This is a genomic window from Ewingella sp. AOP8-B2-18, assembly GCF_052376015.1.
GTDB lineage: Bacteria > Pseudomonadota > Gammaproteobacteria > Enterobacterales > Enterobacteriaceae > Ewingella > Ewingella allii.
Genome location: NZ_JBQSVB010000001.1, coordinates 765265 through 790604, shown reverse-complemented (window position 1 = coordinate 790604; position 25340 = coordinate 765265). Strand labels below are relative to the sequence as shown.

The following is a 25340-nucleotide window of genomic DNA, read 5'->3' as shown; positions in this document are numbered from 1 at the left end:
CTGCGGCTGGGAGAATGGCGTGGAGCTGAACAGTATCAATGATATCGCCGCCTTTGTGGCCGCGGTCAGAGCAGGAAGTTATACCCGCGCGGCGGTCACTCTGGGGCTGACCCGTTCGGCCGTTGGCAAGAGTATCGTGCGTTTAGAAACCCGGCTCGGCGTGCGGCTGTTGAATCGCACCACGCGTAGCCTGAGCCTAACCGACGAAGGCCGGATTATGTATGAGCGCTGCCGGCAGATTTTAGAAGATCTGGAGGAAGTGGACAGCACCATGGCGCTGCGCCGGGTGGTGCCGACCGGCAGGTTGAAGCTCACCTCATCGCTGTCGTTTGGTCAGCGCCACATTTTGCCGTTGGTCGGCGAATACCTGCGCCAGTGGCCCGAGCTGCAGGCTGATGTCTCCTTCTCCGACCGCTATGTCGATATCATTGAGGAAGGTTACGACATTGCCATTCGCATTGGCGATGAGCGCGACGACTCGCGGCTGCTGTCGCGCACCATCGGCTGGCTGCAGGTGGTGACCTGCGCCTCGCCGGAGTACCTGCAACGCAAAGGCATTCCACAGCGCCCGGAAGACCTGTTCAACCACGACAATCTGTTTCTGTCGGGCGTGATGCGTCGCCGCGACTGGAAGTTTAAAACGTCAGAGGGAATTTACAGTTTTGACTGCCCCGGAAGGTTGAATATTGATAGCTCGAAGGCGATGCGCGAGTCGGCGCTGGCGGGATTCGGCATTATTAATCTGCCGACTTATCTGACTGCTGAAGATATTAAAGCGGGCCGACTGGTGCCGCTGCTGACGGCCTTCAACATGGAGCCGGAGCCTATCCGCCTGCTTTACCCGAGCAAACAGCACCTCTCGCCGCGCATTCGCGGATTTATTGATTTACTGGTGGAACGCTGGGCCGACGGCGTGCCTTGGCATCTTCCGAGTTCATAAACTGTGTATAAGAAAACTGCCGCACGGAGCGGCAGTTTGGTATGGCAAGTCAGGCAGGTTATTTCGCGCCTTTGGAGATAACCAACTTCTCCGCCGGGCGAGAATTCCACTCTTCTTCGGTGGTATCGAAGTTCTGCGCCAGCACGTAAGACGGGGTTTTCGCCAGCCAGTCGGACAGTGAAATATCCTGATAGATGCCGTTATCCAGCACCACCAGCACTTTCAGGTCTTCGTCACCGGTGTTCTCGATATAGTGACCAAAGCCCTGTGGCACATAGCCGACGTCGGTGGCGACAAACTCTTCGGTTTGCGCGTGACCGTGTGAGCCGAAGACGGTCATGCGGCCCTTGCCTGAAATGTAGTATTGCCACTCGTTGGCGTTCGGGTGCCAGTGCAGTTCGCGCACCGCGCCCGGCTTCATGATTTCAATCACGCCGGTCATGGTGGTCGAAACTGGGAATTCTTTGGAAGAGACGATGTGAACGCTGCCGTCCTCACTTTCAAAGAACGGTGGCTCACTCAACAACGGGTAGTGGTGCTTCAGCTTGGAGTCATCTCTGCCGCCGTTGTCGTGCGGCAGTGGCAGTGCCGGCGGTACGCGGCCAGCGACAATATAGGCCTCGCCCTGCTTGGCTTTAGAGAAAATAGACGACGGCATGTTAGTGCTTTTCGCCAAGACTTCTTTCGGCATGTGGGCAATCCAGTCGGTAATACTGAAAGTACCGAATTCGGAGAAATGGCCATTATCGAAAGTCAGAATAAAGTGCGCGCCGCCTTCCAATGCCTGAATGGAATGGCCGTAGCCTTTCGGGAAATACCATACATCGCCTTCGCCGAAGTCAGCCACTTCTGACGTGCCTTCCGGGTCAATAATAGTGATCCGCGCTTTGCCGGAGATCATATACGCCCATTCAGCGGCAATGGCGTGCCAGTGTAATTCACGCACTGCGCCTGCTTCGAGGGTCATATCCACCCCGGCAATACCTTCGGAAATAGGGAATTGTTTTACCGTCGCTTCCCGCGCCCAGCCGCCGGGCAGAGAGCGTTTTTCACTGTCGGAAAATTTATATTTATAAAGTCCTTTGGCATCTTTTTTCGGTACAAAAGAGGTTGGCGGAACGATATTACGGTTTTCATCCGCAGAGGCAGTATTCATCATGGCACTGGCCAAGCTGACTGTCGCCGCGCCAGCGGCAGACATCTTCAACATATCACGACGTGTAAGCATTTATATTCTCCTTAAAGAATACAAAGCATAAACAGAATTTAATTATTTATTGGTATTTTGTTTATTACATTTTGTTGTTTTATGACTAAAAAGTTACAACGCTAAACCGTTGATAAATAGCGATCAAATAATAACTGTCAGTTTCAGGGGGCAACTATTTTTTTGGATTTATATCACATTAAAAAAGTAGGCAATCACCTAAGCCCGCCTTCATATTTACCAGACTAAACATGAGAATGAGAATTAAAACCTAGCGATATATATTAAATTATATATCGCTAGTTTACTCACTGAGATTAATTCTCAATATTAATAGGTTAGAAAGTATATCCGAGCGTAACGGAGACACTGCGCGGCGCGCCGTAAACCGCGTAAGACGAGAGGTAGTCGTAATACTCTTTGTCGAACAGGTTATTGACGTTGGCCTGCACGGAGAGCTGGCGCGTTACCTGATAACGGCTAAACAGGTTGACCAGCGCATAACTCCCCTGCTCGGCGCGCATATTGCCCTGCGGGCCATCAGCATACTGGAAGGTGGTGTTTTGCCAGTTCACGCCACCGCCGACGCTCAGGTCCGGCAGCATCGGCAGTTGATAGCGGGTAAATAGCTTAAGGGTGGTGCGCGGCAAGTCTGAGTTAATCGCATTACCATTGTTATCGCTGGCAACAAAGCGCGAGCCGCCGAAGGTCATTTGCAGGTTGTCGGTCATTGCGCCGTTGACCTCAAACTCCACGCCTTTACTCACCGTACCGTTAACCGAGTGATAAGCCGATTCGGTGGTGCCCGGAATATAAGTACCGTCTTCCTGCGCCAGATTATCCTGCTCGATGCGGAACACCGCGATGGACGCCGTCAGCCGGCTGTTGTTCCAGTCACCTTTCACGCCTGCTTCGTAGTTTTTGCCTTGAATCGGATCGAGGTAGTTTTTGTTGCTATCGCGCTGGGTCTGCGGCTGGAAAATCGAGGTGTAGCTGGCGTAGGCCGACCAGGTATCGTCAATGTCATATACCACGCCCGCGTATGGAGTGACGTCGGTTTTATAGCTGGTGGCCGTGGTGCCGTCGGCGCGCCAGTCGGTGTAACGTGCGCCAACGATCAGCGACAGCGGGTCAGCCAGCGAGAAGCGCGCGGCGGTATAGGCCGACTTCTGGCGAATAGTATCATTGGAAAGATCGGCCCAGTCACTCCACTGCGGATCGCCGGTGTGGCCATTCCAGTTATTATAATTTCCAATATCTGCTTCACTCAGCGTCGCCTGAGTATTGCGATACTGATTGCGCTGGCGGCTGTAACTGGTGCCGACCATCAGCTGGTGCTCACGCCCCAGCAGCTCGAACGGCCCGTTGGCGAAGGCATCCACCGAATCCACTTTACGGGTACCGATGTTCCAGCCGCCGTAGCCCATCACGCCCGCGCCTGTCTGCTTATCTGGGTAGCCTGAGCCGTACATCATTTTGGTATCGAAATCGGTTTCAGCATGAGTACCGTTGAGGCGCGCCTGCCAGCCGTTATCAAACTTTTGCGTCAGGTTGGCGAAGACCTTTTTTGACTCGATATCGGAATAAGCCCAGTCCGGCGCGGCGTTAAAGCTGCGGTCAAAATGGGTGCGGCTGCCGTCGCTATACCAGGTTGGAATACCGCCCCAGGTTGGGTTGGTGGTGTCGTTTTGCTGGTAGTCGTAGCCGAGAGAGAGCTGGGTGGAGTCCGTCAGGTCGGCATCCACTACGGCGTAAAGGAATTTTTTTCGGTAGTGATATCGGTCCAGCCAGGTGTCGTTATCCTGATAGCCAGCAATGACGCGGCCGCGAACCCTGCCCGATTCAGTCAGTGGCGCGGAGAAATCGCCAACGATGCGCTGCTTGTCCCAGCTGCCGTAGCTGCCGGTCACGGAGCCTTGGAACTCTTTGCTGTCGGCATGCTTACGCACCATGTTCACCGCCGCCGACGGATTGCCCGCGCCAGTCAGCAGGCCGGTTGCGCCGCGCACCACTTCGATTCGGTCATAGATTGCCGTATCTGAGCCGCCGTCGCCGAAGTTCCACACCGGGCTGAGGGTGGTTGGGATATCGTCAAACAGGAAGTTATTAATGAAGAAGCCGCGCGAGTAGTAGGTCGAACGGTCTGAGTCGATGTTGCTGGCGGTAATGCCGACGGTGTTGTTGAGCACGTCACCCACGGTTTGCAGGTTCTGATCCGCCATGCGCTGCTTGCTGATAATGCTCACCGACTGAGGAATATCGCGCGGCACCAGTAGCATCTTGGTGCCTGCGGTAGTCACCGGCACGCTGTAATCCTGCACGCCCGCCTCACCCTGCGCGGGGGCGGTGGCGCTAACCACCACAGTGTCATCCGCCGCCTTCGTCGGCGCTACCTGTTTTGCCATCACCCCTTGGTATGATGAAGCCACAAAAACCGCCATCACGGAGAGAGAAAAGCGTCCGCCAGAGGTCTTTATTCCTACCTTTGTATTTTTTATTTTCACTGCGCAAACCCCAAACAATAAAAAGAATGAGAATCATACGCATTGCGTTTTGATCAGTAAATCATTTAAACATACTAAAAATCCTAAGCCCAACAAGGACCTGAATATCCACTAGCGACAGGCTTTAAAAAGACCTAGACTTATGTAAGACATAATCTTACAGGGGGTTTGATGCCAAGAACCATAACCGTTAATGTTGGGGATGGGGATGGGGATGGCATCCGCCCTGGTTGACGCCATCAATATCATACCGTTGCAGACAAACAGCGGGTAGGAGATTATGAAATCATTAGATATAAAAAATACGATCTTCAATAATTCAAAGGATGATACTAATGCAGGATTCATCTTAGCTCTACAAATAATACCGATAATATGAACATAAATGCCACACACATTATGTTACTATAGCCTTCAGATCTTTCTCTCCCCTTGGTTTGTTATGCTTATGTTAATGAGATAACATTTTTAACCTTATGTTTTTAAATGATTAAATACCCTTAAAATTATAATTCCCATATAAAACCCCAACTTATTACAATTTACCTAATAAGTTTTATAGTAAAACCCGTCTTCACTTCCCTCTCGACTTATAAGATAATTATTAGAACAAAAGGAACCTGAAATAATAAAAATATTATCTACATCGAACATGCTTTCATTAATTGCACGGAAGCAGGACAGCGCCTCATAGTCTATTACGTCCTTATAATCTGATTTTTAGACGTTTAACAAAGGGAGTTTTGCAATATGGAAATGAAATCACTGCTTAAAGTCACCGCGCTGGCCTGCCTGATGGCGGCGGCTGCAAATGCGGTAGCTGGGCCGAGTGCCAATGTGCAGGTTAAAGGCACGGTGACACAGGGGGCCTGTACGCCAACATTAACTAATAACGGTGTTTACGACGTGGGAAATATCAGCGTTGATCAATTAAAGCCCGCTGGACAAAATATGTTTGAAGCCCCGGTAAAAACAAACGTATTCCGAATTGTATGTTCTAGCCCAACAAAGGTCGCCATGAGTTTATCAGATAACCGTTCTGATTCCGTATCGAATGAATTATTTGATTCAGAAAATTATCCAGGGATGATGTTGGGGTTAGGAAAAACCTCATCGGGCAAAAATATTGGTAAGTGGTACCCAAAATGGGATTTGAACAGTTTAAGAGCCAGCGGCCCCTATGATGTCCTTGAAAGCGAAGATAAATCAAACTGGGAAAAATTTGATTACGGCTACGCTATAATGACTGTCACGGAGGGGAGTCCTGATCATCTAACGGTTTCTGATGTAGGCTCTTTAACGCCAAAAGCTATCACAAGTTTATCTATGAATATCTATACACGGGTGGGCCTATCATCTGCAGTATCCAGCATTAACGATGTGGAAAACATTGACGGCAATGCAACATTGTCTATTGATTATTTATAAAGGGCCTGACAATCGGCCTGTACGTCTGCTTATAAAGTAGCGTTACGACGAGTTTTTGGCTGAAAATTTTTAAATGATATTTAAATTATAAATATCGTGATTAAGAACGAGTCATTAAAAAAAATGAACTCAATAATGTAAGAAATACATGGAGAAACACACAATGGAAATGAAATCACTGTTTAAAGCCACCGCTATCGCCGCCCTGCTGGCGTCCGCGACCTCCGCCTTTGCGGGCCCGACCGCCACCCTGCGCATCACTGGTACCATCACCCCGGGTGCCTGTACGCCGGTGCTGGCCAACGGCGGCATTATCGACTTCGGCGCAACGTCAGTCGACTCTCTGCCCTCTACCGGCACCCTGGCACTGGCCGGCAAATCGGTGACCGCCACCGTGACCTGTACCGGTGCGACCAAAGTGGCCATGAGCTTTGTCGATAACCGCGCAGACTCCGTGCCAGCGCACAGCAATGAGGCCACCACGGCTTCCAGCGCATTTGGCCTGGGCAAGTCAGGCGATATCAAAATTGGTTCTTACGGCCTGAGCATTGTCAGCATCAACGGCGACGGCACCGCCGGTGACCTGTTGATGAGCAGCGACAAAACCGCGTGGAGCAAAATGACGCTGGACACCTTCGCTAACAACAATACCGCGCAGCAGTACCTGACCTTTGCGGCTACCGGCACCACCACGCCAAAAGAAGCGACGGTGTTCACTTTCGACCTGAAAGCGACGCCTGCCCTGAGTTCGGCGCTAACCGGAATTACCGAAACGGCAAACCTGGACGGCAACGCCACCATTAACTTCGAATATCTGTAAGCAGGACGAGGGCGTCCCAGCGGGCGCCCTGAATATGCGACAAAGCGAAACGACAAAAAAGGAAATCACTGAAATGGAAAACAAAATGATGAAAAATATCTTTAAAGTCACCGCGCTGGCCTGCCTGATGGCGGCGGCGTCAAATGCAGTAGCTGGCCCGAGTGCGAATTTGCAGGTTAAAGGCACGGTGACACAGGGGGCCTGTACGCCAACATTAAGTAATGGTGGGAGTATTGATTTAGGGGAAATTGGAGTTAATCAGATAACTTCCTCAGGTTTTGGTTTTTCACGACAGAGCTTCGATTTAAATATAAATTGCAGCTCTGCAACTAAAGTTCAAATTTCAACCATAGATAACCGTGCGGATACGGCTGATCGACGAGCATATCCTAATATAGCAGGGGGGGCTGTTAATAATGGATTAGGTAAAACAGCTGATGGTGTGAAAATTGGAGCGTATACACTTGCATTTTATAAAACCGATGGCACGCTTGTTGCTGACGGCGAAAATAAACCACTAATTTATAATCAAGGAGGGCCGTCAAATTGGTCTAATGTACCGGCTGGTGGATGGTCAACTCTTGCGGCTAGCAGTTTTACTCTTTCTATAGCCGAATCCGGTAGTGTGGTACCAACACCTATTCAGAATGCAACTTTTAAATTTGGTGTATTACCTTATTTATCTCCAGAAATAAAGAATGTTGTGGAAGCTCTGAATATCGATGGCAATTTAACCTTTAATATTAATTATTTATAATTCCTTAAAAGAAAGCAAGCGTAGGGCGGATAATCGCAGCGCCATCCGCCGTATTCTTTTTGAGATTCCAATGATTTGTGTTTTGGCGGATGGTAAGAGTTCACCTGCCCTACAAACTCACGTTTTTTATTTTCTATTACGCACAGGCTTGGTTATGCACCTGTACGCCTGCTCATAAAATAGCATTGCGGCTTTTTTTGGGCCTATAAAATATTCTAAATAGCATCAGAAGTTATTAAGTCGGCAGTTGAAGTGGGTTCATGGAGCAATAAAGATTAATGAACTCAATAATGTAAGAAATACATGGAGAAATACACAATGGAAATGAAATCACTGTTTAAAGCCACCGCTATCGCCGCCCTGCTGGCGTCCGCGACCTCCGCCTTTGCGGGCCCGACCGCCACCCTGCGCATCACCGGCACCATCACCCCGGGTGCCTGTACCCCGGTGCTGGCCAACGGCGGCATTATCGACTTCGGCGCAACGTCAGTCGACTCTCTGCCCTCTACCGGCACCCTGGCACTGGCCGGCAAATCGGTGACCGCCACCGTGACCTGTACCGGTGCGACCAAAGTGGCCATGAGCTTTGTCGATAACCGCGCAGACTCCGTGCCAGCGCACAGCAATGAGGCCACCACGGCTTCCAGCGCATTTGGCCTGGGCAAGTCAGGCGATATCAAAATTGGTTCTTACGGCCTGAGCATTGTCAGCATCAACGGCGACGGCACCGCCGGTGACCTGTTGATGAGCAGCGACAAAACCGCGTGGAGCAAAATGACGCTGGACACCTTCGCTAACAACAATACCGCGCAGCAGTACCTGACCTTTGCGGCTACCGGCACCACCACGCCAAAAGAAGCGACGGTGTTCACTTTCGACCTGAAAGCGACGCCTGCCCTGAGTTCGGCGCTAACCGGAATTACCGAAACGGCAAACCTGGACGGCAACGCCACCATTAACTTCGAATATCTGTAAGCAGGACGAGGGCGTCCCAGCGGGCGCCCTGAATATGCGACAAAGCGAAACGACAAAAAAGGAAATCACTGAAATGGAAAACAAAATGATGAAAAATATCTTTAAAGTCACCGCGCTGGCCTGCCTGATGGCGGCGGCGTCAAATGCAGTAGCTGGCCCGAGTGCGAATTTGCAGGTTAAAGGCACGGTGACGCAGGGGGCCTGTACGCCTACGTTGAGTAATAATGTTATTGATTATGGGAGTATATCTTCCGCGCTATTATCTCAGGGAAACATGCAACTACCCATTAAAAGAACCCAGCTGTCAATTAATTGTGCGGCTAACACATTAATTTCTCTGTCTACGATTGATAATCGTCCTGGCACTGAAATTAATACAACGACGAATTTCACTGTGGAAGGTACAGGTATTAATGAGGATGTCACAAATCACCGTGGTTATGCAGAGGCCTATGGTTTCGGTTTTGCACAATATCCAGGCGGATATAATAGTCAGTTGGGTTCTATTGTTCTAACGATTGAACATCCTGATATGGTTACAGACGAAAGCGCCGATTTCATTCAGCGAGACAACGGTCAGGCATGGCAAAGAAATTCTAATGGTATTACTGCTGCGTCCATGAGGGAATTTACGCTTGCCGAGCCGGGAACTATCACTCCAAAGGCATTTAAAAATCTCACATTGCCACTCAGGATTAACGCTGCTCTTGTTGGCCCTGTAACCTATGCAGGCGTGAATAATCTTGATGGAAATATCTCTCTGGTAGTTAACTATCTTTAAATTTTATTTTCCTAGAAGTTACACAATATAAAAAAGCGTAGATCAGGTTGGTGAAGCGCCATCCGAGGTATCTTTTCGCCAAGAGAACTTACGCTTGCTTAATATTTTTATTAGGTACTGGCCCGGAAGCGGGCCGGTACCTCTGCTCTGCAACGCCACCATTAACTTCGAATACCGGTAAGCAGGTGAGGGCGTACCAGAGGGCGATCTGAATATGCGGCAAAGCGAAGATAAATCAAACTGGATTCATATGAATTACGCCATCGCTATAATGCCTGCAGGCATTGATGGGATAGAAATTATGTAACGGTTTCAGATGTAGGCTCTTTATCGCCAAAAGCTATCACAAGTTTATCTATGAACATCATGACACGGGTGGGCCTGTCATCTGCAGCATCCAGCATTACCGATGTGGAAAACATCGACGGCAATGCAACATTGTCTATTGATTATTTATAAAATAACAATTGGTTATGCGCCTAACATCAAGCCCGATGGTGACGTGTTTAATGAGCCATAAAAAAAGCCCCGCTAAACCATTACGAAGCTTTAATCATTGCGGCTTAAACTCAGCCTTGGCGCAAAAATGGGGCCACTTTGACGATATTACTGGCGGGGAAATGGCCAAAACAGCGCGGCCTGCCCCCACACATCGTCCGTGTTGAAGCCTAACTGCCACACTTCTCCGTCATAAATGATGAACGTCTCGCCGAATTTATCCACTCGCGGACCGGTATAATTTTTGGCGATACCGTCGCGGGTTACTGTGTCCAACAGCACCTGACGCTCGGCGCGGTCCGTTGGCCCCGCGCTCAGGCGAGACGGCAGTTGCACCATCTCTTCGGGGCTGTATTTGAAGCAGTTCAGCGCGCACTGGTTGGCATAGAAGAACACCGGGTCCGGCCCGCGGCCGTGGGCCAGAATGCTGTAAGGCGCTTCGTTATGCAGCCACTGGTAGCGATCTTCCACCTCTTCCGGACAGAACAATCCCTGCCCCGTCAGCTGTTTGTAGCATGTATCGATTTTTTTTAGATTTTCTAAATCGTCGGACAACACCATGTTCACCCCCTGAAATTCAACCTGTCGAAATGTGAGTTAAGCTCGAAATAGAGTCTAATTAAGCTTTGTGACGGCAAAAGGAAAAAAGTTCCCGTTGGGGGTGAACCTCCTCAGCCATAAACACATATGCTTTACTGAATGTGTTTTCAGCGCTATGCTGCCGTTATGGTTTACAACTAAAGGCATGAGCATGTCATCACTTACCGCACTGCAACTGTTTAAAAATATGTCAGATGACACCCGTTTGACCATTATTTTGTTATTGAAACAGGCGGGCGAACTCTGCGTATGTGAACTGACTGCCGCCCTTGAACTCTCGCAACCCAAAATCTCTCGACATCTGGCTATGCTGCGTGAAAGCGGCCTGTTGCAAGACCGGCGCAGTGGGAAATGGGTGCATTATCGCCTGTCGCCACACATCCCGGTGTGGGCCGCCGCCATTATCGATCAGGCCCTGATGAGCCAACAGCAGCACATTGCCCAACTGGCCCTGCGCGCCGCGCAGAACTGCGCCGTCACGACGGAATAACTGATTTTTTTGCCCTAAGAGTGATTAGGAAAATCTCATCTAAACACATATGAATTTCCATATATTAAGCATGATGGAGGCAGTATGATTTTGGCGGTGGCAATTTTTGTATTCACCCTAGTCTTGGTGATTTGGCAACCCAAAGGCTTGGGTATCGGCTGGAGCGCCCTGCTCGGCGCGGTGTTGGCGCTGGCGTCCGGGGCGGTGCATCTCAGCGATGTGCCGGTGGTGTGGAATATCGTGTGGAACGCCACCGCCACGTTTATCGCGGTGATCATCATCAGCCTGCTGCTTGATGAGTCGGGCTTTTTTGAATGGGCGGCGCTACACGTGGCGCGCTGGGGAGGCGGCAAAGGCCGCTGGTTGTTCACCTATATTCTGCTGCTCGGCGCGGTGGTGGCGGCGCTGTTTGCCAACGACGGCGCGGCGCTGATCTTAACCCCCATCGTGATTGCCATGCTGCTGGCGCTGGGCTTCAGCCGGGGAGCCACGCTGGCCTTTGTGATGGCGGCGGGCTTTATTGCCGATACCGCCAGCCTGCCGCTGATTGTCTCCAATCTGGTGAATATCGTCTCCGCCGACTTCTTCAAGCTCGGCTTTAATGAATATGCGGCGGTGATGGTGCCGGTGAATATCGCCTCGATTGCCGCCACGCTGCTGGTGCTGCACCTGTTCTTTCGCCGCGAGCTCCCAGCTGTTTATGACCTTGGCAAACTGCAACAACCGCGCTTGGCCATTCGCGACCCGAGGACCTTCAAAACTGGCTGGCTGGTGCTGGTTCTGCTGTTAGTCGGCTTCTTTGGGCTTGAGCCGCTGGGCGTGCCGGTCAGCGCCGTGGCGGCGGTTGGCGCACTGCTTTTATGGGCGGTGGCGAGACACCAACGCATTATTGATACCGGCAAAGTGCTGCGCGGCGCGCCGTGGCAGATAGTGGTGTTTTCGCTCGGCATGTATCTGGTGGTCTATGGGCTGCGCAACGCGGGGCTGACCGACATGCTTTCTGCCCTGCTCAATCGCTTTGCCGAACACGGTCTGTGGGCCGCCACGTTGGGCACCGGTTTCCTCACCGCCTTGCTCTCTTCGGTAATGAATAACATGCCGACGGTGCTGGTCGGCGCGCTGTCCATTGACGCCAGCACCGCCAGCGGCGTGATCAAACAGGCCATGATTTACGCCAACGTGATTGGCAGCGATTTAGGGCCGAAAATCACCCCGATTGGCAGCCTGGCAACTCTGCTCTGGCTGCACGTTTTGAGTCAAAAAGGCATCAAGATCGGCTGGGGATACTACTTCCGCGTCGGCATCGTTATGACCCTGCCGGTATTACTGGTGACACTCTCCGCATTGGCCTTACGCCTCTCTTTCTAAGGAAAAATGTTATGACGAAATCGACTGTAAAGATTTATCACAACCCGGCCTGCGGCACCTCGCGCAACACGCTGGCGATGATCCGCGCTACCGGCACTGAACCCGAGGTAATTTTGTATCTCGATACGCCGCCGTCGCGCAATGAACTGGTACAGCTGATCGCCGCGATGGGCATTACTCCCCGCGCGCTGCTGCGTAAGAATGTTGAGCCTTACGCAGAGTTAGGGCTGGCCGAGGATAAATTCAGCGACGACCAGTTGGTTGATTTCATGCTGGCCGCGCCGATTTTAATTAATCGCCCAATAGTAGTGACGCCGCTGGGCACGCGGCTTTGCAGGCCGTCGGAGCAGGTGCTGGCTATTTTGCCCCACCCGCTGCCGGAGCCATTTATTAAAGAAGATGGCGAAGTGGTCGCCCCTAAATCTCCACCTCAATCACTTTAATTCCGGCGTTCCTCGCCAGTTTGATGCACTCCGCCGTGTCCTCTCCGCCGGGGAAAGCCAGCAGCAACTCCGGCTGGCTATCCTCGAGCATAAACAGGTTGCGGCGGATTTCAGCATATTTTCCATACAGTGACCAGTTGGCCGGGTAACGCACCACGTGAGCACTGTTTTCCCTCGCCCAGCCCTCTATTACCCCGCCCAGCGATTGGTGGCCGCCGTGAATAACCACCGAAATCGCTATCGACTGATGATATAAATCCAGCACCCGCGTGACAGAATGCATATCGGCATAAAACCGACCGGCGCAAATTAATACTCTCATCCTTCTTCACCTTTGTATAAATAGGTTGTTGTTATTATCTTGGTTAAATTTCAGGTCTGTTTTCACTGATCAGAATATTGTCATTGCCTAAACGTTCAATAACGGGATAAGCAATTGCGGCGATATGATGATGCACGCGACGATAATCACGTAATACGCGCTGGAATATATCTCCAGATTCCGCCCAGGCATTTTTATCCTCCCGCAATTTTTTAAAATGCTCACGGCTGGCCGATGCCTCCAACTGGCGAATCGACTCTTTGCGCGCCACCAACTGATGCGCCGCCGAGAGGTCTTCCCCCAGAAACGCCGTCACCGCCAGCCGTAAACTGGTGAGCACTTCCCAGTGCAGCAGCCGAATGTTGTTCAGCTCGAACTCACTGAACTGCTCGCCACGGCGCGAACGGCGGGTCGCCAGCTGGGTCAGATTGCTGGAAAGAATGTCTCCAGCGTGCTCGAAGTTGATCACGAACATCAGGATCTCCTGCGCGCGGTCGGCATCCGAGTCACTCAAACCGTCCTGCCCGAGATCCGCCAGATAGGCGCGAACCGCCGCGCTGAGCAGATCAAGCGACTGATCGACTTGACGAATTTCGTCGGCGACGCCCTGCTCAAGATGCTGGAACAGCACGAACAGCCGGTCGAGCATAATGGTCAGCATGTCCGCCACCCGCAGTGATTCCCGCACCGAGTTAGACAGCCCGAGGTAGGCGACGTCCAGCCCGGCTTCGTCGAGATACATCGGCATGCCCGGATCGCCAACGCGCTCTTCTTCCGGGAACAGCGCCTCCAGTACCTGCGCCAGTGGGGAAATCAGCCCGATAAACACCAGCGCCAGCACCACGCTAAACGCCGTGTGGAACCACACCACCAGCTGCGGCGTGGTGAGCGCCAGACTTCTCGCGCCGTCGGCCAGCAGCGGCAACAGCAGTAACGCCACCAGACTGCCCAATACCCGAACCAGCAGATTGCCAATCGGCAGGCGGCGCGCCACTGGCGTACCGGCACTGAATACCGGCGGCAGCGCACCGCCAATATTTGCGCCCAACACCAGCACCAGCGCGGTTTCTTGATTCATCACTCCGGTAGTGGCTAGCGAGGCAATCAGCAAAATCACCGCCACGCTGGAGTGGCAAATCAGAGTCAAAATGATGGCGACCATCAGGGCAATCAGGGTGTCGCCCTGTAGCCCTTGCATCACGGCGTGAAACACCGGAGTCGACTCAATATGCTCAAGCGTGCTGCCCAACAGGCTGAGCGCCAGCAGCATCAAACCCAGCCCGATCATGGCGCAGCCCGCACTTTCAAAGCTGGAGTGGTCGCGCATTTTGAACACCACAAAGCCCCCCAGCATCAGCAGCGGGATAGCAATCGCGGTGTTGAAACTCATTAGTTGCACCACCAGCGTGGAGCCAATATTGGCACCAAGCATCACCGCCAGCGCGGGGGAAAGGCTGAGCGTCCCGGCGGCGGTAAAGGAGGTTGCCATCAGGCTCACGGCGGTGCTGCTTTGCAGAATGCCGGTGATGCCGATGCCGGACAGCAGCGCCATCCAGCGGTTGCTCAAATGGCGGCCCATCCAGTGACGCAGCTGGGTGCCGAATCCGCGCTGTAGCGCGGTGGAAATCATATGGCTGCCCCACAACAGTAGGGCAATGGCGCCAGCCAGGTTAATTAACAGGGTGGTTCCAGACAGAGTAGTTCCGAACATAATTATTCCCCCTTATTCAGGGATGGTGCTTTGGTAAAACGCAGTAACCTGATCGAAATTCGATTAATAGCGCTGGCGAAATCTAAAACAGTTTTAGTTTGGGTATAACTTATTTTCTCCTTGCTGTACCACTTCAGAGAATTAACGCGCAGGATGCGGGTTATTTTCATTAAAAATAACACCACCAAAATGATGATCTTATTTTTAATCAGCAAAATAACGCCACGCTTAGGTCTAATTAAATAAGCGTGTTTCATGGTGACTTCCTATAACTCTTTCCTTTATTCAAACGAGTGCCGCGATTAGACGACACCCGTTTGAGGTCACATCAATAAAGATTATTTCTGTTCAATCTTAATGCCACTGTTTGAAGCGACGGATATAAATGGTTTTCATGCCCTGCGCCACGCAGCAGTAGGCCAGTAAGGTGCCTGCCAGCCATGGGAAGTACTGCCACGGCAGTGCCTGCAGCCCGACCAATGGCCCCAGCGGCGAGAACGGCACATAGATACCAATCGCCATCACCATGCCGGTCATTAACAGTACCGGCAGCGCCGCCGTGCTCTGAATGAACGGGATCTTCTGGGTACGCAGCATATGCACCACCAGGGTCTGTGACAGCAGCCCTTCGACAAACCAGCCGGACTGGAACAGCGTCTGCATATGTTCACTATTGGCGCTAAACACAAACCACATCAGCGCGAAGGTGGTCATGTCGAAAATCGACGAGGTTGGACCAATCCACACCATAAAGCGGCCGATGTTTTTCGCGTCCCACTTACGGGGTTTTTTCAGGAACTCCTTATCAATTTTGTCCCAAGGCAGAGCAAGTTGTGAAATATCGTACATAAGGTTTTGCAGCAGCAACTGAATCGCCATCATCGGCAGGAACGGAATAAACGCACTGGCCACCAGCACCGAAAACACGTTGCCGAAGTTGGAGCTGGCGGTCATGTTCAGGTACTTCATGATGTTGCCGAAGGTCTCGCGCCCCTTGAGTACCCCCTCCTCCAGCACCATCAGGCTCTTTTCCAACAGGATGATATCGGCAGACTCTTTGGCGATATCCGTGCCGCTGTCGACGGAAATCCCCACGTCGGCGTCGCGCAACGCCGGGGCATCGTTAATCCCATCGCCGAGGAAGCCGACGGTGTGGCCGTTAGCTTGCAAGGCTTTGAGTACCCGTGATTTTTGCAGCGGCGTCAGTTTGGCGAACACCGTGCGCTCTTCCACTAAAATTTGCAGCGTGGCGTCATCCAGATGCTCCAACTGCGGACCGAGCACCGGCTCGCCCGGCTCCAGCCCCACCTGACGGCAGATGCGCGTAGTGACAATTGCGTTATCCCCGGTTAGCACTTTCACCGCCACGCCGATATTTTGCAGTGCGGCAATGGCCGGGCCTGCGGTCTCTTTCGGCGGATCCAGGAAGGTCAGGAACCCGCGAATAATCAGGTCGTGCTCATCTGCCGTGCTGTACTGAGGCTTGGTATCACCCTTTTTAATGTCGCGAGTGGCTACCACCAGCACGCGGAAACCGTCTTTGTTGTAGTCGTTGGCCATCGCCAGCAGCTCATCGCGACGCGTCTGATCCAGCTCCACGACTTTGCCGTTTTCATGCATGTGGGTCGAAATGCTCAACATCTCTTCCACCGCGCCTTTGCACACCAGCAGGTGATTAGCCTGTTTATCCTTCACCACGATCGACAGGCGGCGGCGGATAAAGTCGAACGGCATCTCGTCAACCTTGCTATATCCCTCCGGCTTGACGAAGTTCGCCTCGTTTTCGGAGAAGTAGATCACCGCCTGATCCATCAGGTTCTTAATGCCGCTCTGGTGATGGCTGTTCAGCCACGCCAGTGACAGCACTGACTCATTCTTCTGCCCGGCGGTATCAATGTGGTGCTCGAGAATGATTTTATCCTGAGTCAGCGTGCCGGTTTTGTCGGTGCAAAGCACGTCCATTGCGCCTAAGTTCTGAATGGAATTCAGACGCTTAACCACCACTTTGCGTTTCGCCATCGCCACCGCGCCTTTGGCGAGGTTGGCACTGACAATCATCGGCAGCATTTCTGGCGTCAGGCCGACCGCCACCGCCAGCGCGAACAGCAGCGCGTCCCACCACTCTCCCTTCATCACGCCGTTAATCATGAACACCACTGGCACCATCACCAGCATGAAGCGGATCAGCAGCCAGCTCACGCTGTTCACGCCACGGTCAAAGGCGGTTTGCACGCGGGTGCCGACGATGGCTTTCGCCAGTGAACCAAAGTAGGTTCGCGGCCCGGTCGCTACCACCACCGCCTGCGCCGTGCCGCTGACCACGTTGGTGCCCATAAAGCAGATGTTCGGCATATCCAGCAGGTTGTCATTGTCCATTGCCACTTCGCTGGCTGACTTCTGCGCCACGTCGCCCAGCGTGTCGTATTTCTCAACCGGCAAGGCTTCGCCGGTTAACACCGCCTGGCTGATAAACAGGTCGCGAGACTCAATTAGCCGCACGTCGGCTGGGATCATGTCCCCGGCATAGAGCTGCACGATGTCTCCGACCACCAGCTCGCGCATTGGGATTTCACACAGCTTGCCAGGCTTGCTCACGCTGTCGCGGCGCAACACGGTGGCGGTGGTTCTGACCATCGCTTTCAACGCTTCGGCGGATTTTGCCGAGCGATGCTCCTGCCAAAAACGCAGTAATCCGCTAAGGCTAACCATCGCGCCGATGATGATAACGGTAGTCAAATCCCCCTCATCGCCGCTGTGGGTTGGCAGCCAGTAGTCGGTAAAGAAGCTGATGCTGGCAAGGGCTAACAGGATGTAAATAAACGGGTTGTTAAACGCCTTGATCAACTGCACTAGCGCGTGAGGCGGCTTATCGTGCGCCACTTCGTTATAGCCATCTTTTTCCAGTCGCGACGCCGCGTTGGCGTGCAGCAGCCCCTCTTTGGTGGCTCCCATGTTAATCAGCGTGGTCGCCACGCCATTTTTGGCTTCCTGGGCGGCACGCATTGACAGCGCGTTGGCCTTCGGATTTTTTTTATCCCGGGTTTTGTGTTCTACAGTCATGGTAGTGCTCCTGTCGCCAGACAATAGGGAACTCTTCACGGCATAAGCAGAGTTGCAGGCAGCCGGAAATAGTCCGTATCGTTTATGCGATCGGTTTTTAATTAATTTTGCGCAAGCGTTCCCGCCATTCAATTAATGAACGGAGTAAAACATTTTGGTTTTATTTATTTACGCATAGCTTCGCCGTCCTGAATATTTAAATAAATTCAGGCAATCAAAAAATACGCAAATAATAACTGATGGCACCTCGATGACAGATTGCGTGACATGTTAAGCCTTAATCCACTCAGGGATTAACGCCACGACGCCGCAACACCGCCAGGGGTGATATCAGGCAGAGAAGGTCCGACTTTGTGGGTCTTCGGTATCAGAAAAGGTGCAGCGTTGCTCCAGCTGCCCGGTGACAGGACTGACACGCCAGTTAGTAACACGCTGATTCAATTCATTGATTTTAGTTGAAAAAATCGAATTGGAATGTTTTTTACGCGCAGCCAAAGTCCGATCGCGGGACGGGCGAACGCGCAAAGTGGATGTCAGTGCTTTGACATCAGGGAAAAGGGTCATTTTGAAGTTCATAACACACCTCGGGACCGTGATACTTCAGGTTGAGGTGCTAAGACACAAGAGACTAAGCTCTGGCGAGGCACACCCGAACGATGAAATGATCACAATCAATTTCATGTTTATTATTCCGAACCGCTAAGAAAGCGTCATTCGGCAAGTGACTAGATACAGTGTCCATTATTCTCTTATGTTAAGTTAGGAAAGGCCTCAACTTCCGGCCCGTGCAATCTACCCATGAGCCATAATATTGTCAACCCGCAAAGTAATAATAAATAGGTTTGTTTATATTCTGGTGATATTCGCGACCTCATTGCTGGAAAACATTAAACTCAAATAGAAAGGTTATTACATTACATTTCACTCAGAAGATTATTAGCCAAGGCTATTTCCCTCGTCGCGAGCGTCATCCCCTTCCTATCGATCCGGCGTTTACCCGCGCGCTTATGTTCCCGCGCGAGTGTTAGGCAGAGAAAACAGACTATCAGCGCGGAGCCTTGGCTAGCGCGTTAATCTGTTTGGCTTCAATCACATAGCGGCCTTTAGCTCCCCGCGCCGCGTTCAGCATGGCGTTCCCGAGGCTCTCCGTGGTCACTAAGCGATTGGGGAATAACTGGCGGAACAGCGCCAAGACGGGCTTGGTCCAGCGATAAAACGCCCGATAACTGGCGGTTTTCGACTCAATACCGTGCAGCGGCACAATCACCCCAGGGCGGAATAAATAGACGCTAGCGAACGGCAGCTTTTGCAGGTCATTCTCGGTTTTGCCTTTCACCCGTGCCCACATTACACGGCCCTTCTCGCTGCTGTCGGTCCCAGTGCCCGAGACATAAGTAAAGGTCAGATTTGGCGAGTGCTGCGCCAGCTTTTTGGCGATACCCAGCGTCAGGTCATAAGTTTGGCGGCGATACTGCACTTCGCTCAGGCCCGAGGCGGAGATCCCGAGGCAGAAGAAGCAGGCATCAAAGCCTTGCCATTCGCTTTCATCCAGCGTTTCAGGTTGCAGCAGGTCTGGCAGCACCACCTGGCGCAGCTTGGGGTTTGTTTCTTTTAAGCGGCTGCGCCCGACGGTGGTGACTTGCTCGACATCCGCCGCCAGCAGGCATTCGCGCAATACGCCCTGCCCGACCATGCCTGAAGCTCCAAAGATGATAATTTTCATTACGCGATGTCCTTAATGTCGCCGATATGGCGATGATGACCCAGCATACTGAGATCTCAGGTGCGTTGTGAGTGGCTAATCGTGGCTTAGCCCGCCGCCACCTGCTGTATCAGCCAGTTCTCAAAGCTTTTAATCGCCGGGGTTTTGGCGCGCGATTTAAGCTGGGTCAACCAATAACTGCCAAGATCTACTTCTATCGGGAATGGCTGCACCAGCTGGCCGCTCTGCACTTCGCGGCTAAACATGTTGGCTGGTACCAGCACCGCGCCGCCGCAGTGAATGGCGCTTTCCACCATCAGCCGCGAGGAGTCAAACACCGGGCCACCAATGCGCCACGGCGTGATTTGCGCGGCGCTGAGCCACTGATCCCACTCATCTTTGCGATAAGTGCGCATCAGCGGATGGCGTTTCAGGTCCTCTGGCGTCTGCAATTGGCGGGCAATCTCAGGGGTACAGAGCACGGTCAGAGGCGCGTCCAGCAACTTAAGATTTTGCGTCATCGGCCACTGGCCATTGCCGAAACGGATGGCTAAATCCATGCCGTCAGAGGCCAGATTCACGACGTTATTGTTGGTCAGAATGCGCAGATCGATAAACGGATGAGCTTCGCGGAATGAGGCCAGCCGGGGCATTAGCCAGCCTACGGCAAAGGTGCCGACCACCGCCACGGTGAGCACCTCGTGAAAATGGCCGTCCTCAAACTGATGCAGCACCGCGCTGATGCGCTCAAAGGCGTCACTGAGAACGGGAAACAGCGCCTGACCTTCCTCAGTCAAATCTAATCCCCGTGGCAGACGGCGGAACAGCACGATACCCAGCTGCTCCTCGAGACTTCTGACCTGCTGGCTGATGGCGGCCTGTGTCACGCACAGTTCCAACCCGGCGCGGGTGAAACTTAAATGACGGGCAGAAGACTCGAAGGCTCGTAAGGCGTTTAATGGTAGTCGATTGCGCATGGCGTGTGGCATAAGTTTTCCTTTAGGCTCCCTGAAATTCTTGTCGCTTGTGAGAAGATGGCGAATGGATAAAACTTATTCGCGACGTCAAACGATTCATCTAAATCCATTTATTTTTTCAATACCTGAGAATTCACCATGAAAAAAAACCAGATGTTAGTTCTGGCTCTGTTCCCACTGACGCTATTAAGTGCATCCGTCAGCGCGGCCACCGACAAAGCCGAGATCGATAAAATAATCCAGCCCTTGATGCAGAAATACCATGTGCCGGGCATGACCATCGCCGTCTCTGAAAACGGCAAGCACACATTCTACAACTACGGCGTGGCCTCGAAACAGACCAAGGCCCCAATTACTAACACCACGCTGTTTGAAATTGGCTCGCTGAGCAAAACCTTTACCGCGACGCTGGCGGCCTATGCCAATAATCAGGGCAAAATAGACTTCAACGATCCGGCCAGTAAATACCTGCCGTCGCTGAAAGGTTCTGCCTTCGACCATGTCAGTCTGCTGAATCTGGCAACCCACACCTCCGGTCTGCCGCTATTCGTACCGGACGACGTGACCAATAACACCCAGTTGATGACTTACTACAAAAACTGGCAGCCAAAGCATGCGATTGGCACTTATCGGGTTTATTCCAACTTGGGTATCGGCATGCTGGGGATGATCACCGCGCAAAGCCTGAATATGAAATTCAGCGACGCGATGGAGAAGCAACTGCTCCCAGCCGTGGGCATGACCCGTACTTATGTCAACGTGCCAGAAGATCAGATGCACGACTATGCGCAAGGTTATAACAAGGCTGATAAGCCGGTTCGGGTGAATCCCGGCCCGCTGGATGCCGAGTCTTATGGCTTGAAATCCAACTCGCTGGATTTAATTCGCTTCCTTGATGCCAATATGCAAGTGAAGAAAATCGACGACTCATGGCAGAAAGCCATTAACGATACCCATACCGGCTATTTCAAAGCGAGCGAATTCACCCAAGATATGATGTGGGAAAGCTACGCCTACCCGCCAGAACTCAAGCAACTGGTGACCGGCAATGCAGCGGGGATGATTATGGAGGGTATGCCAGCCACCGCCATCACGCCGCCAAAACCGGGCACGCCTGAGAACTGGTATAACAAAACCGGCTCCACCGGCGGGTTCTCCACCTATGCGGTGTTTATCCCGTCGCGCAAAATTGCCGTCGTGATGCTGGCAAACAAATGGTTCCCGAATGATGACCGGGTCAACGCGACTTACAACATCATTCAAACACTGGAAAAATAAGCTGGACTGAGAGAGCGCGGTAAGTGCCGCGCTCATAAGATATTCTTTAGTTGGCCCCTTGCCGATTAAGGGTGGCGCTTCCCCGGCATTCGCTTGGAAAACCGAATAGCATCTGAAGGCGTTGAATATGCATTAGCCTCTTTTTTTATCTTTATCAACATCTTCTGAATGCACATTCACGGCGGCGGCGGCAAAGACATCATGCAAGGTGGTGATGCGCTGGACGTTGTGGCTAAAACCCATGCCCGCTTCGGCACCACTAGTCTTCTTGCAACCACCATGACCGCTACCTCACTGGCGCTGGAATCCGCATTAAAAGATATTGAGCATTATGTAAGTTCACCCAGACCGCAAAACGCCGCTCGCGTGCTGGGTGTTCATCTTGAAGGGCCGTTTATCAATTCAGGCAAGTTAGGCGCACAACCGGATGAAGCAAGGCCTGCAAGCCTGTTGGAAATCGAGCGTTTGCTGTCAATCACCAAGGTCCGGGTTATCACCCTCGCTGCTGAAATCCCTGAGAATATGGCAATGATCCCGATACTGGTGGCGCACGGCATTCGCGTTCAGCAAGGCCATACGCTTGCCAGTTATCACCAAAGTAGTGCCGCCATCCGGGCCGGTGCCAGCGGTTTCGCGCATTTATATAATGCCATGAGCGGGCTGGATCATCGATCGCCCGGCGCACTGGCGGCGGCGCTGGCACACAGCGAGTTTGCGGAAATTATCCCGGATCTGGAGCATGTACATTCAGGGGCAATTTTGGCGGCGCGGCGTAATATTCCCAAACTGTACGGCGTCACGGATTCCTGCTCCGCCGTAGGAATGCCAGAAGGTGTGTATAAGTTGGGTTCACACTGCATTTATAAAACCGCCAGCGCCAGTGCAGCACGGCTGAAAGATGGCACTCTGGCGGCCAGTACGCTGACCATGGATCAGGCTCTGCGTAATCTGGTGAGTTTAGGGTTACCGCTGGAAGAGGCTTCTACTCGCCTGTCTGGCTACCCGGCAGATTTTCTCGGCCTGCACGACCGCGGGAGAATCGAGCCGGGAGCCTGGGCTGACTACGTGATATTGGACAAACAGCTGAAGGTCCAGCAGGTGGTCATTGAAGGGAAATTGGTGGAAGTGCGATAGGCTGTTTCCCGCACGCCCCTTGCCGGACCCGCTATAACAACATCGCCAAAAATGAGCCGAATATCGCCAATAAGCTGGCAAACACGGCATGGGCACCGCGTAATAGCGCGGCGAAAATTACCATGCCAATTGACGCTATGGACACCAAAACCCGCGAAGGGTTTTCAATAATATAAGCCAAAAACACGTCCATTCCCTGTCTATCCTGAGCGTGATATTTCAAAATGTTGCAGGAGCTTAGCACGTCTTCCGCTAAGTTGGTTTTGCTCTTTACAGGACATTACCTTTGGTATGCATTACCCCGAATTTTTATTAATTTTCAGTTAAATAGCTCGCTTCATCACCACACTCACCTAACTTTTCTCCCACAGCTGAAAGCTATTGTTGCTACAAAAAAAGCACAAAGTGTTATCCCATTGATTTTTAAGAGTTAAACCACAGGTTTCAATAAAAATTTAACTATCGCGCTACTTAAGCAAGAACAATTAACTTGTGCACTATTTAATTGCGAGATATAAAACTTCCCATCACCACAACATAGCGTTCACAACATCAGAGAGAAAAATAATGAAACGTAAAATCACTGCCGCCAGCACCTTAGCGTTATCCATGTTATCTGCCAGCGCCTTCGCCGCGCCGGTCCTTGAACCAACCACTCAGGCTTTTCTCGACTCCCTGGCCGGTTCTACCCCGATTTATAAAATGACACCGGCCAATGCCCGCAAAGTGCTTGAAGGCGCGCAGGCCAAGCCCGACCATCTGCTGAATATAGACATCGAAGACAAAGTGCTACCCATTGGCCCGAAAGGAAAAACCAATATCCGTGTTATTCGCCCACAGGGCTTTAGCCAGAAACTGCCGGTGATTGTCTATTTCCACGGCGCAGGTTGGGTAATGGGCGACCAAAATACCCATGACCGTCTGGTTCGCGAATTGGCAGTAGGCAGCAAAGCCACGCTAGTGTTCGTGGATTACAGCCGCTCGCCGGAAAACCACTATCCGGTCGCGATTGAAGAAGATTACGCAGTGACGAAATATATTGCCGACCACGCCGATGAGTTCAACGTCGATGCCTCGCGGCTGGCCGTGGCCGGGGATAGCGTCGGTGGCAATATGGCGGCCGTGGTCACGCTGCTGGCAAAAGAGCGCAAAACGCCGGCGATTAAGTCCCAGCTGCTGTTCTACCCGGTGACCTCAGCCAATTTCGATAACGGCTCTTACCACGAATTCGCCCAAGGGCCGTGGTTAACCCGCGATGGCATGAAGTGGTTCTGGGACCAATACGAACCTAATGTCGCTAAACGCGAAGATATCTACCATTCGCCGCTGAATGCCACGATTGAACAGCTGAAAGGCCTACCGCAGGCAATGGTGATCACTGACGAAAATGACGTGCTGCGTGATGAAGGCGAAGCCTACGCCCGCAAACTGACTCAGGCCGGAGTACGCGTCACCGCAACCCGCTACGCCGGAACCATCCACGACTTCGTGCTGCTTAACGCGCTGTCACAAACGCCAGCAACCCGCGCGGCCATCAGCGAGGCGACGACCTTCCTGAGTGAAAGCTTGAAATAAGCTGTGCCGCATCTTCCCCTCCCCTGACTCGGGGAGGGAAATCCCTTCGCGCTATGGCAGCTAAATCCCCAACACCAGTAGATCCATGGCAGCCACCACCTCATCTCTCGCACTGCTCGCATTCATCACCGGCTGATGCCGTAACTCCTGCAAGCGAATACTGGTCAGTAGATTGGTCATGATGAGGTAATACTGGCCCGAAACCTCGATGGAAGGATGTAATTGCTTGATAGCCTTGAGGTTGTTAATTGAGGTTAAAGGGATAACCACGCGCTCGTTGAGCCGTTCAAATAGCGGATTTTGGATATCCATAAAGAAGGGATACTTGCTCTTTCCCGCGCCAAGGTTTTCATAAATATCGAATTGCGCCATTACAACACGCCCCTTCCTTGTGAAAATAACCCGGCCTCTTCGGTGAAGGCATTGCATGAATCGATGGCTTGCTGATTGTCTTCCATGAACTGTTTCCTCTGCTGTTCCCTGACGGCTTCTTTCAACGCTTTATCAAAAGTCGCGGATAAATTAATGCCCAACGCTTTGGCTTGCTCCAGCAGCTCAGCGTTTAACGTGACGTTGGTTCTTCGCTTCGCCGTGGACGAATTAACTGGCATTACACACTCCTTGTACGCATCAACAATGCGCACAATACTTACACACTTCAGGCGCTCATGCCAATACATCTTAACCTCCTTATTTCGCGGTGTTCTGAGTCCTATTTCCTGCGCCCAATAAAAAACGGCCCTTTCAGGCCGTTTCGTTTTACTCCATTC

Annotated in this window: 24 protein-coding genes; 12 read left to right on the top strand and 12 right to left on the bottom strand. The window is 52.1% G+C overall.

The window, feature by feature from the left end; translation table 11 throughout:
* Nucleotides 1-19 precede the first annotated feature (19 nt).
* Entirely contained in the window at nucleotides 20-940 is a 921-nt protein-coding gene (locus ACT3RR_RS03630; protein ID WP_496199756.1) for a LysR family transcriptional regulator, read from the top strand.
* Between the two features lie 58 nt (nucleotides 941-998).
* Here the strand turns inward: ACT3RR_RS03630 and ACT3RR_RS03625 are convergent, their stop codons facing one another.
* Together ACT3RR_RS03625 and fhuE are read right to left on the bottom strand one after the other, a co-directional pair.
* On the bottom strand, nucleotides 999-2168 hold the full coding sequence (locus ACT3RR_RS03625; protein WP_396132543.1) for a cupin domain-containing protein: 1170 nt from the start codon (nucleotides 2166-2168) through the stop codon (nucleotides 999-1001).
* A 317-nt stretch (nucleotides 2169-2485) separates the two neighbouring features.
* Nucleotides 2486-4552 carry a ferric-rhodotorulic acid/ferric-coprogen receptor FhuE gene (gene fhuE / locus ACT3RR_RS03620; protein ID WP_496199826.1) on the bottom strand — a complete coding sequence of 689 codons (2067 nt, stop codon included), beginning with the start codon at nucleotides 4550-4552 and terminating at the stop codon, nucleotides 2486-2488.
* 849 nt (nucleotides 4553-5401) lie between these two features.
* Here fhuE and ACT3RR_RS03615 point away from each other — a divergent pair.
* The 5 genes from ACT3RR_RS03615 to ACT3RR_RS03595 all read left to right on the top strand — a co-directional run bounded on the left by ACT3RR_RS03615 (nucleotide 5402) and on the right by ACT3RR_RS03595 (nucleotide 9412).
* A complete protein-coding gene (locus ACT3RR_RS03615) occupies nucleotides 5402-6079 on the top strand; it encodes a DUF1120 domain-containing protein (protein ID WP_496199755.1) in 678 nt (225 codons plus the stop codon).
* Between the two features lie 163 nt (nucleotides 6080-6242).
* Nucleotides 6243-6899: a DUF1120 domain-containing protein gene (locus ACT3RR_RS03610; RefSeq protein ID WP_353501738.1), complete on the top strand. Its 657-nt coding sequence runs from the start codon at nucleotides 6243-6245 to the stop codon at nucleotides 6897-6899.
* Nucleotides 6900-6972: 73 nt separating this feature from the next.
* Entirely contained in the window at nucleotides 6973-7656 is a 684-nt protein-coding gene (locus ACT3RR_RS03605) for a DUF1120 domain-containing protein (protein ID WP_353501739.1), read from the top strand.
* 318 nt (nucleotides 7657-7974) lie between these two features.
* Nucleotides 7975-8631: a DUF1120 domain-containing protein gene (locus ACT3RR_RS03600; protein ID WP_353501738.1), complete on the top strand. Its 657-nt coding sequence runs from the start codon at nucleotides 7975-7977 to the stop codon at nucleotides 8629-8631.
* A 73-nt stretch (nucleotides 8632-8704) separates the two neighbouring features.
* Nucleotides 8705-9412 (top strand): DUF1120 domain-containing protein, encoded by a 708-nt coding sequence (locus tag ACT3RR_RS03595; protein ID WP_496199754.1) that lies wholly within the window; start codon nucleotides 8705-8707, stop codon nucleotides 9410-9412.
* Nucleotides 9413-10018: 606 nt separating this feature from the next.
* Here ACT3RR_RS03595 and ACT3RR_RS03590 read toward each other — a convergent pair.
* Nucleotides 10019-10471: an MEKHLA domain-containing protein gene (locus tag ACT3RR_RS03590; RefSeq protein WP_496199753.1), complete on the bottom strand. Its 453-nt coding sequence runs from the start codon at nucleotides 10469-10471 to the stop codon at nucleotides 10019-10021.
* A gap of 190 nt (nucleotides 10472-10661) precedes the next feature.
* Between ACT3RR_RS03590 and ACT3RR_RS03585 the strand changes: the two genes are divergently transcribed.
* The 3 genes from ACT3RR_RS03585 (at nucleotide 10662) to arsC (ending at nucleotide 12811) form a co-directional block, all read left to right on the top strand.
* Nucleotides 10662-11000, top strand: a complete 339-nt coding sequence (locus ACT3RR_RS03585) for a metalloregulator ArsR/SmtB family transcription factor (RefSeq protein WP_496199752.1) — start codon at nucleotides 10662-10664, stop codon at nucleotides 10998-11000.
* A gap of 84 nt (nucleotides 11001-11084) precedes the next feature.
* Nucleotides 11085-12368: an arsenic transporter gene (locus ACT3RR_RS03580; protein ID WP_496199751.1), complete on the top strand. Its 1284-nt coding sequence runs from the start codon at nucleotides 11085-11087 to the stop codon at nucleotides 12366-12368.
* Nucleotides 12369-12379: 11 nt separating this feature from the next.
* Nucleotides 12380-12811 carry an arsenate reductase (glutaredoxin) gene (gene arsC, locus ACT3RR_RS03575; RefSeq protein WP_496199750.1) on the top strand — a complete coding sequence of 144 codons (432 nt, stop codon included), beginning with the start codon at nucleotides 12380-12382 and terminating at the stop codon, nucleotides 12809-12811.
* On the opposite strand, the gene ACT3RR_RS03570 is transcribed toward arsC, so the two are convergent.
* The 7 genes from ACT3RR_RS03570 to ACT3RR_RS03540 all read right to left on the bottom strand — a co-directional run bounded on the left by ACT3RR_RS03570 (nucleotide 12786) and on the right by ACT3RR_RS03540 (nucleotide 20583).
* Nucleotides 12786-13133: a DUF2493 domain-containing protein gene (locus tag ACT3RR_RS03570; protein WP_353501731.1), complete on the bottom strand. Its 348-nt coding sequence runs from the start codon at nucleotides 13131-13133 to the stop codon at nucleotides 12786-12788. The genes arsC and ACT3RR_RS03570 overlap by 26 nt on opposite strands.
* A 43-nt stretch (nucleotides 13134-13176) precedes the next feature.
* Nucleotides 13177-14829: a Na/Pi cotransporter family protein gene (locus tag ACT3RR_RS03565; RefSeq protein ID WP_496199825.1), complete on the bottom strand. Its 1653-nt coding sequence runs from the start codon at nucleotides 14827-14829 to the stop codon at nucleotides 13177-13179.
* Nucleotides 14830-14846: 17 nt separating this feature from the next.
* A complete protein-coding gene (locus tag ACT3RR_RS03560; RefSeq protein ID WP_185687983.1) occupies nucleotides 14847-15101 on the bottom strand; it encodes a hypothetical protein in 255 nt (84 codons plus the stop codon).
* Nucleotides 15102-15198: 97 nt separating this feature from the next.
* Nucleotides 15199-17904, bottom strand: coding sequence for a magnesium-translocating P-type ATPase (gene mgtA / locus ACT3RR_RS03555; protein ID WP_485903209.1), 2706 nt, complete (start codon nucleotides 17902-17904; stop codon nucleotides 15199-15201).
* A gap of 330 nt (nucleotides 17905-18234) precedes the next feature.
* Nucleotides 18235-18480 carry a hypothetical protein gene (locus tag ACT3RR_RS03550; protein ID WP_353501729.1) on the bottom strand — a complete coding sequence of 82 codons (246 nt, stop codon included), beginning with the start codon at nucleotides 18478-18480 and terminating at the stop codon, nucleotides 18235-18237.
* Nucleotides 18481-18949: 469 nt separating this feature from the next.
* Nucleotides 18950-19627, bottom strand: coding sequence for a Rossmann-fold NAD(P)-binding domain-containing protein (locus ACT3RR_RS03545; protein ID WP_485903211.1), 678 nt, complete (start codon nucleotides 19625-19627; stop codon nucleotides 18950-18952).
* Between the two features lie 86 nt (nucleotides 19628-19713).
* Nucleotides 19714-20583, bottom strand: a complete 870-nt coding sequence (locus ACT3RR_RS03540; RefSeq protein ID WP_353503944.1) for a LysR family transcriptional regulator — start codon at nucleotides 20581-20583, stop codon at nucleotides 19714-19716.
* 138 nt (nucleotides 20584-20721) lie between these two features.
* Between ACT3RR_RS03540 and ampC the strand changes: the two genes are divergently transcribed.
* The 3 genes from ampC (at nucleotide 20722) to ACT3RR_RS03525 (ending at nucleotide 24570) form a co-directional block, all read left to right on the top strand.
* A complete protein-coding gene (gene ampC, locus ACT3RR_RS03535) occupies nucleotides 20722-21861 on the top strand; it encodes a class C beta-lactamase (protein ID WP_353501727.1) in 1140 nt (379 codons plus the stop codon).
* A 168-nt stretch (nucleotides 21862-22029) separates the two neighbouring features.
* On the top strand, nucleotides 22030-22995 hold the full coding sequence (locus ACT3RR_RS03530; RefSeq protein ID WP_496199749.1) for an N-acetylglucosamine-6-phosphate deacetylase: 966 nt from the start codon (nucleotides 22030-22032) through the stop codon (nucleotides 22993-22995).
* A gap of 567 nt (nucleotides 22996-23562) precedes the next feature.
* Nucleotides 23563-24570: an alpha/beta hydrolase gene (locus tag ACT3RR_RS03525; protein WP_353501725.1), complete on the top strand. Its 1008-nt coding sequence runs from the start codon at nucleotides 23563-23565 to the stop codon at nucleotides 24568-24570.
* A 60-nt stretch (nucleotides 24571-24630) separates the two neighbouring features.
* Here ACT3RR_RS03525 and ACT3RR_RS03520 read toward each other — a convergent pair whose 3' ends face one another.
* Nucleotides 24631-24942: a CcdB family protein gene (locus ACT3RR_RS03520; RefSeq protein WP_353501724.1), complete on the bottom strand. Its 312-nt coding sequence runs from the start codon at nucleotides 24940-24942 to the stop codon at nucleotides 24631-24633.
* Nucleotides 24942-25250 (bottom strand): type II toxin-antitoxin system CcdA family antitoxin, encoded by a 309-nt coding sequence (locus ACT3RR_RS03515; RefSeq protein ID WP_485903215.1) that lies wholly within the window; start codon nucleotides 25248-25250, stop codon nucleotides 24942-24944. The genes ACT3RR_RS03520 and ACT3RR_RS03515 overlap by 1 nt, the downstream gene beginning before the upstream one ends.
* Between the last annotated feature and the right edge of the window lie 90 nt (nucleotides 25251-25340).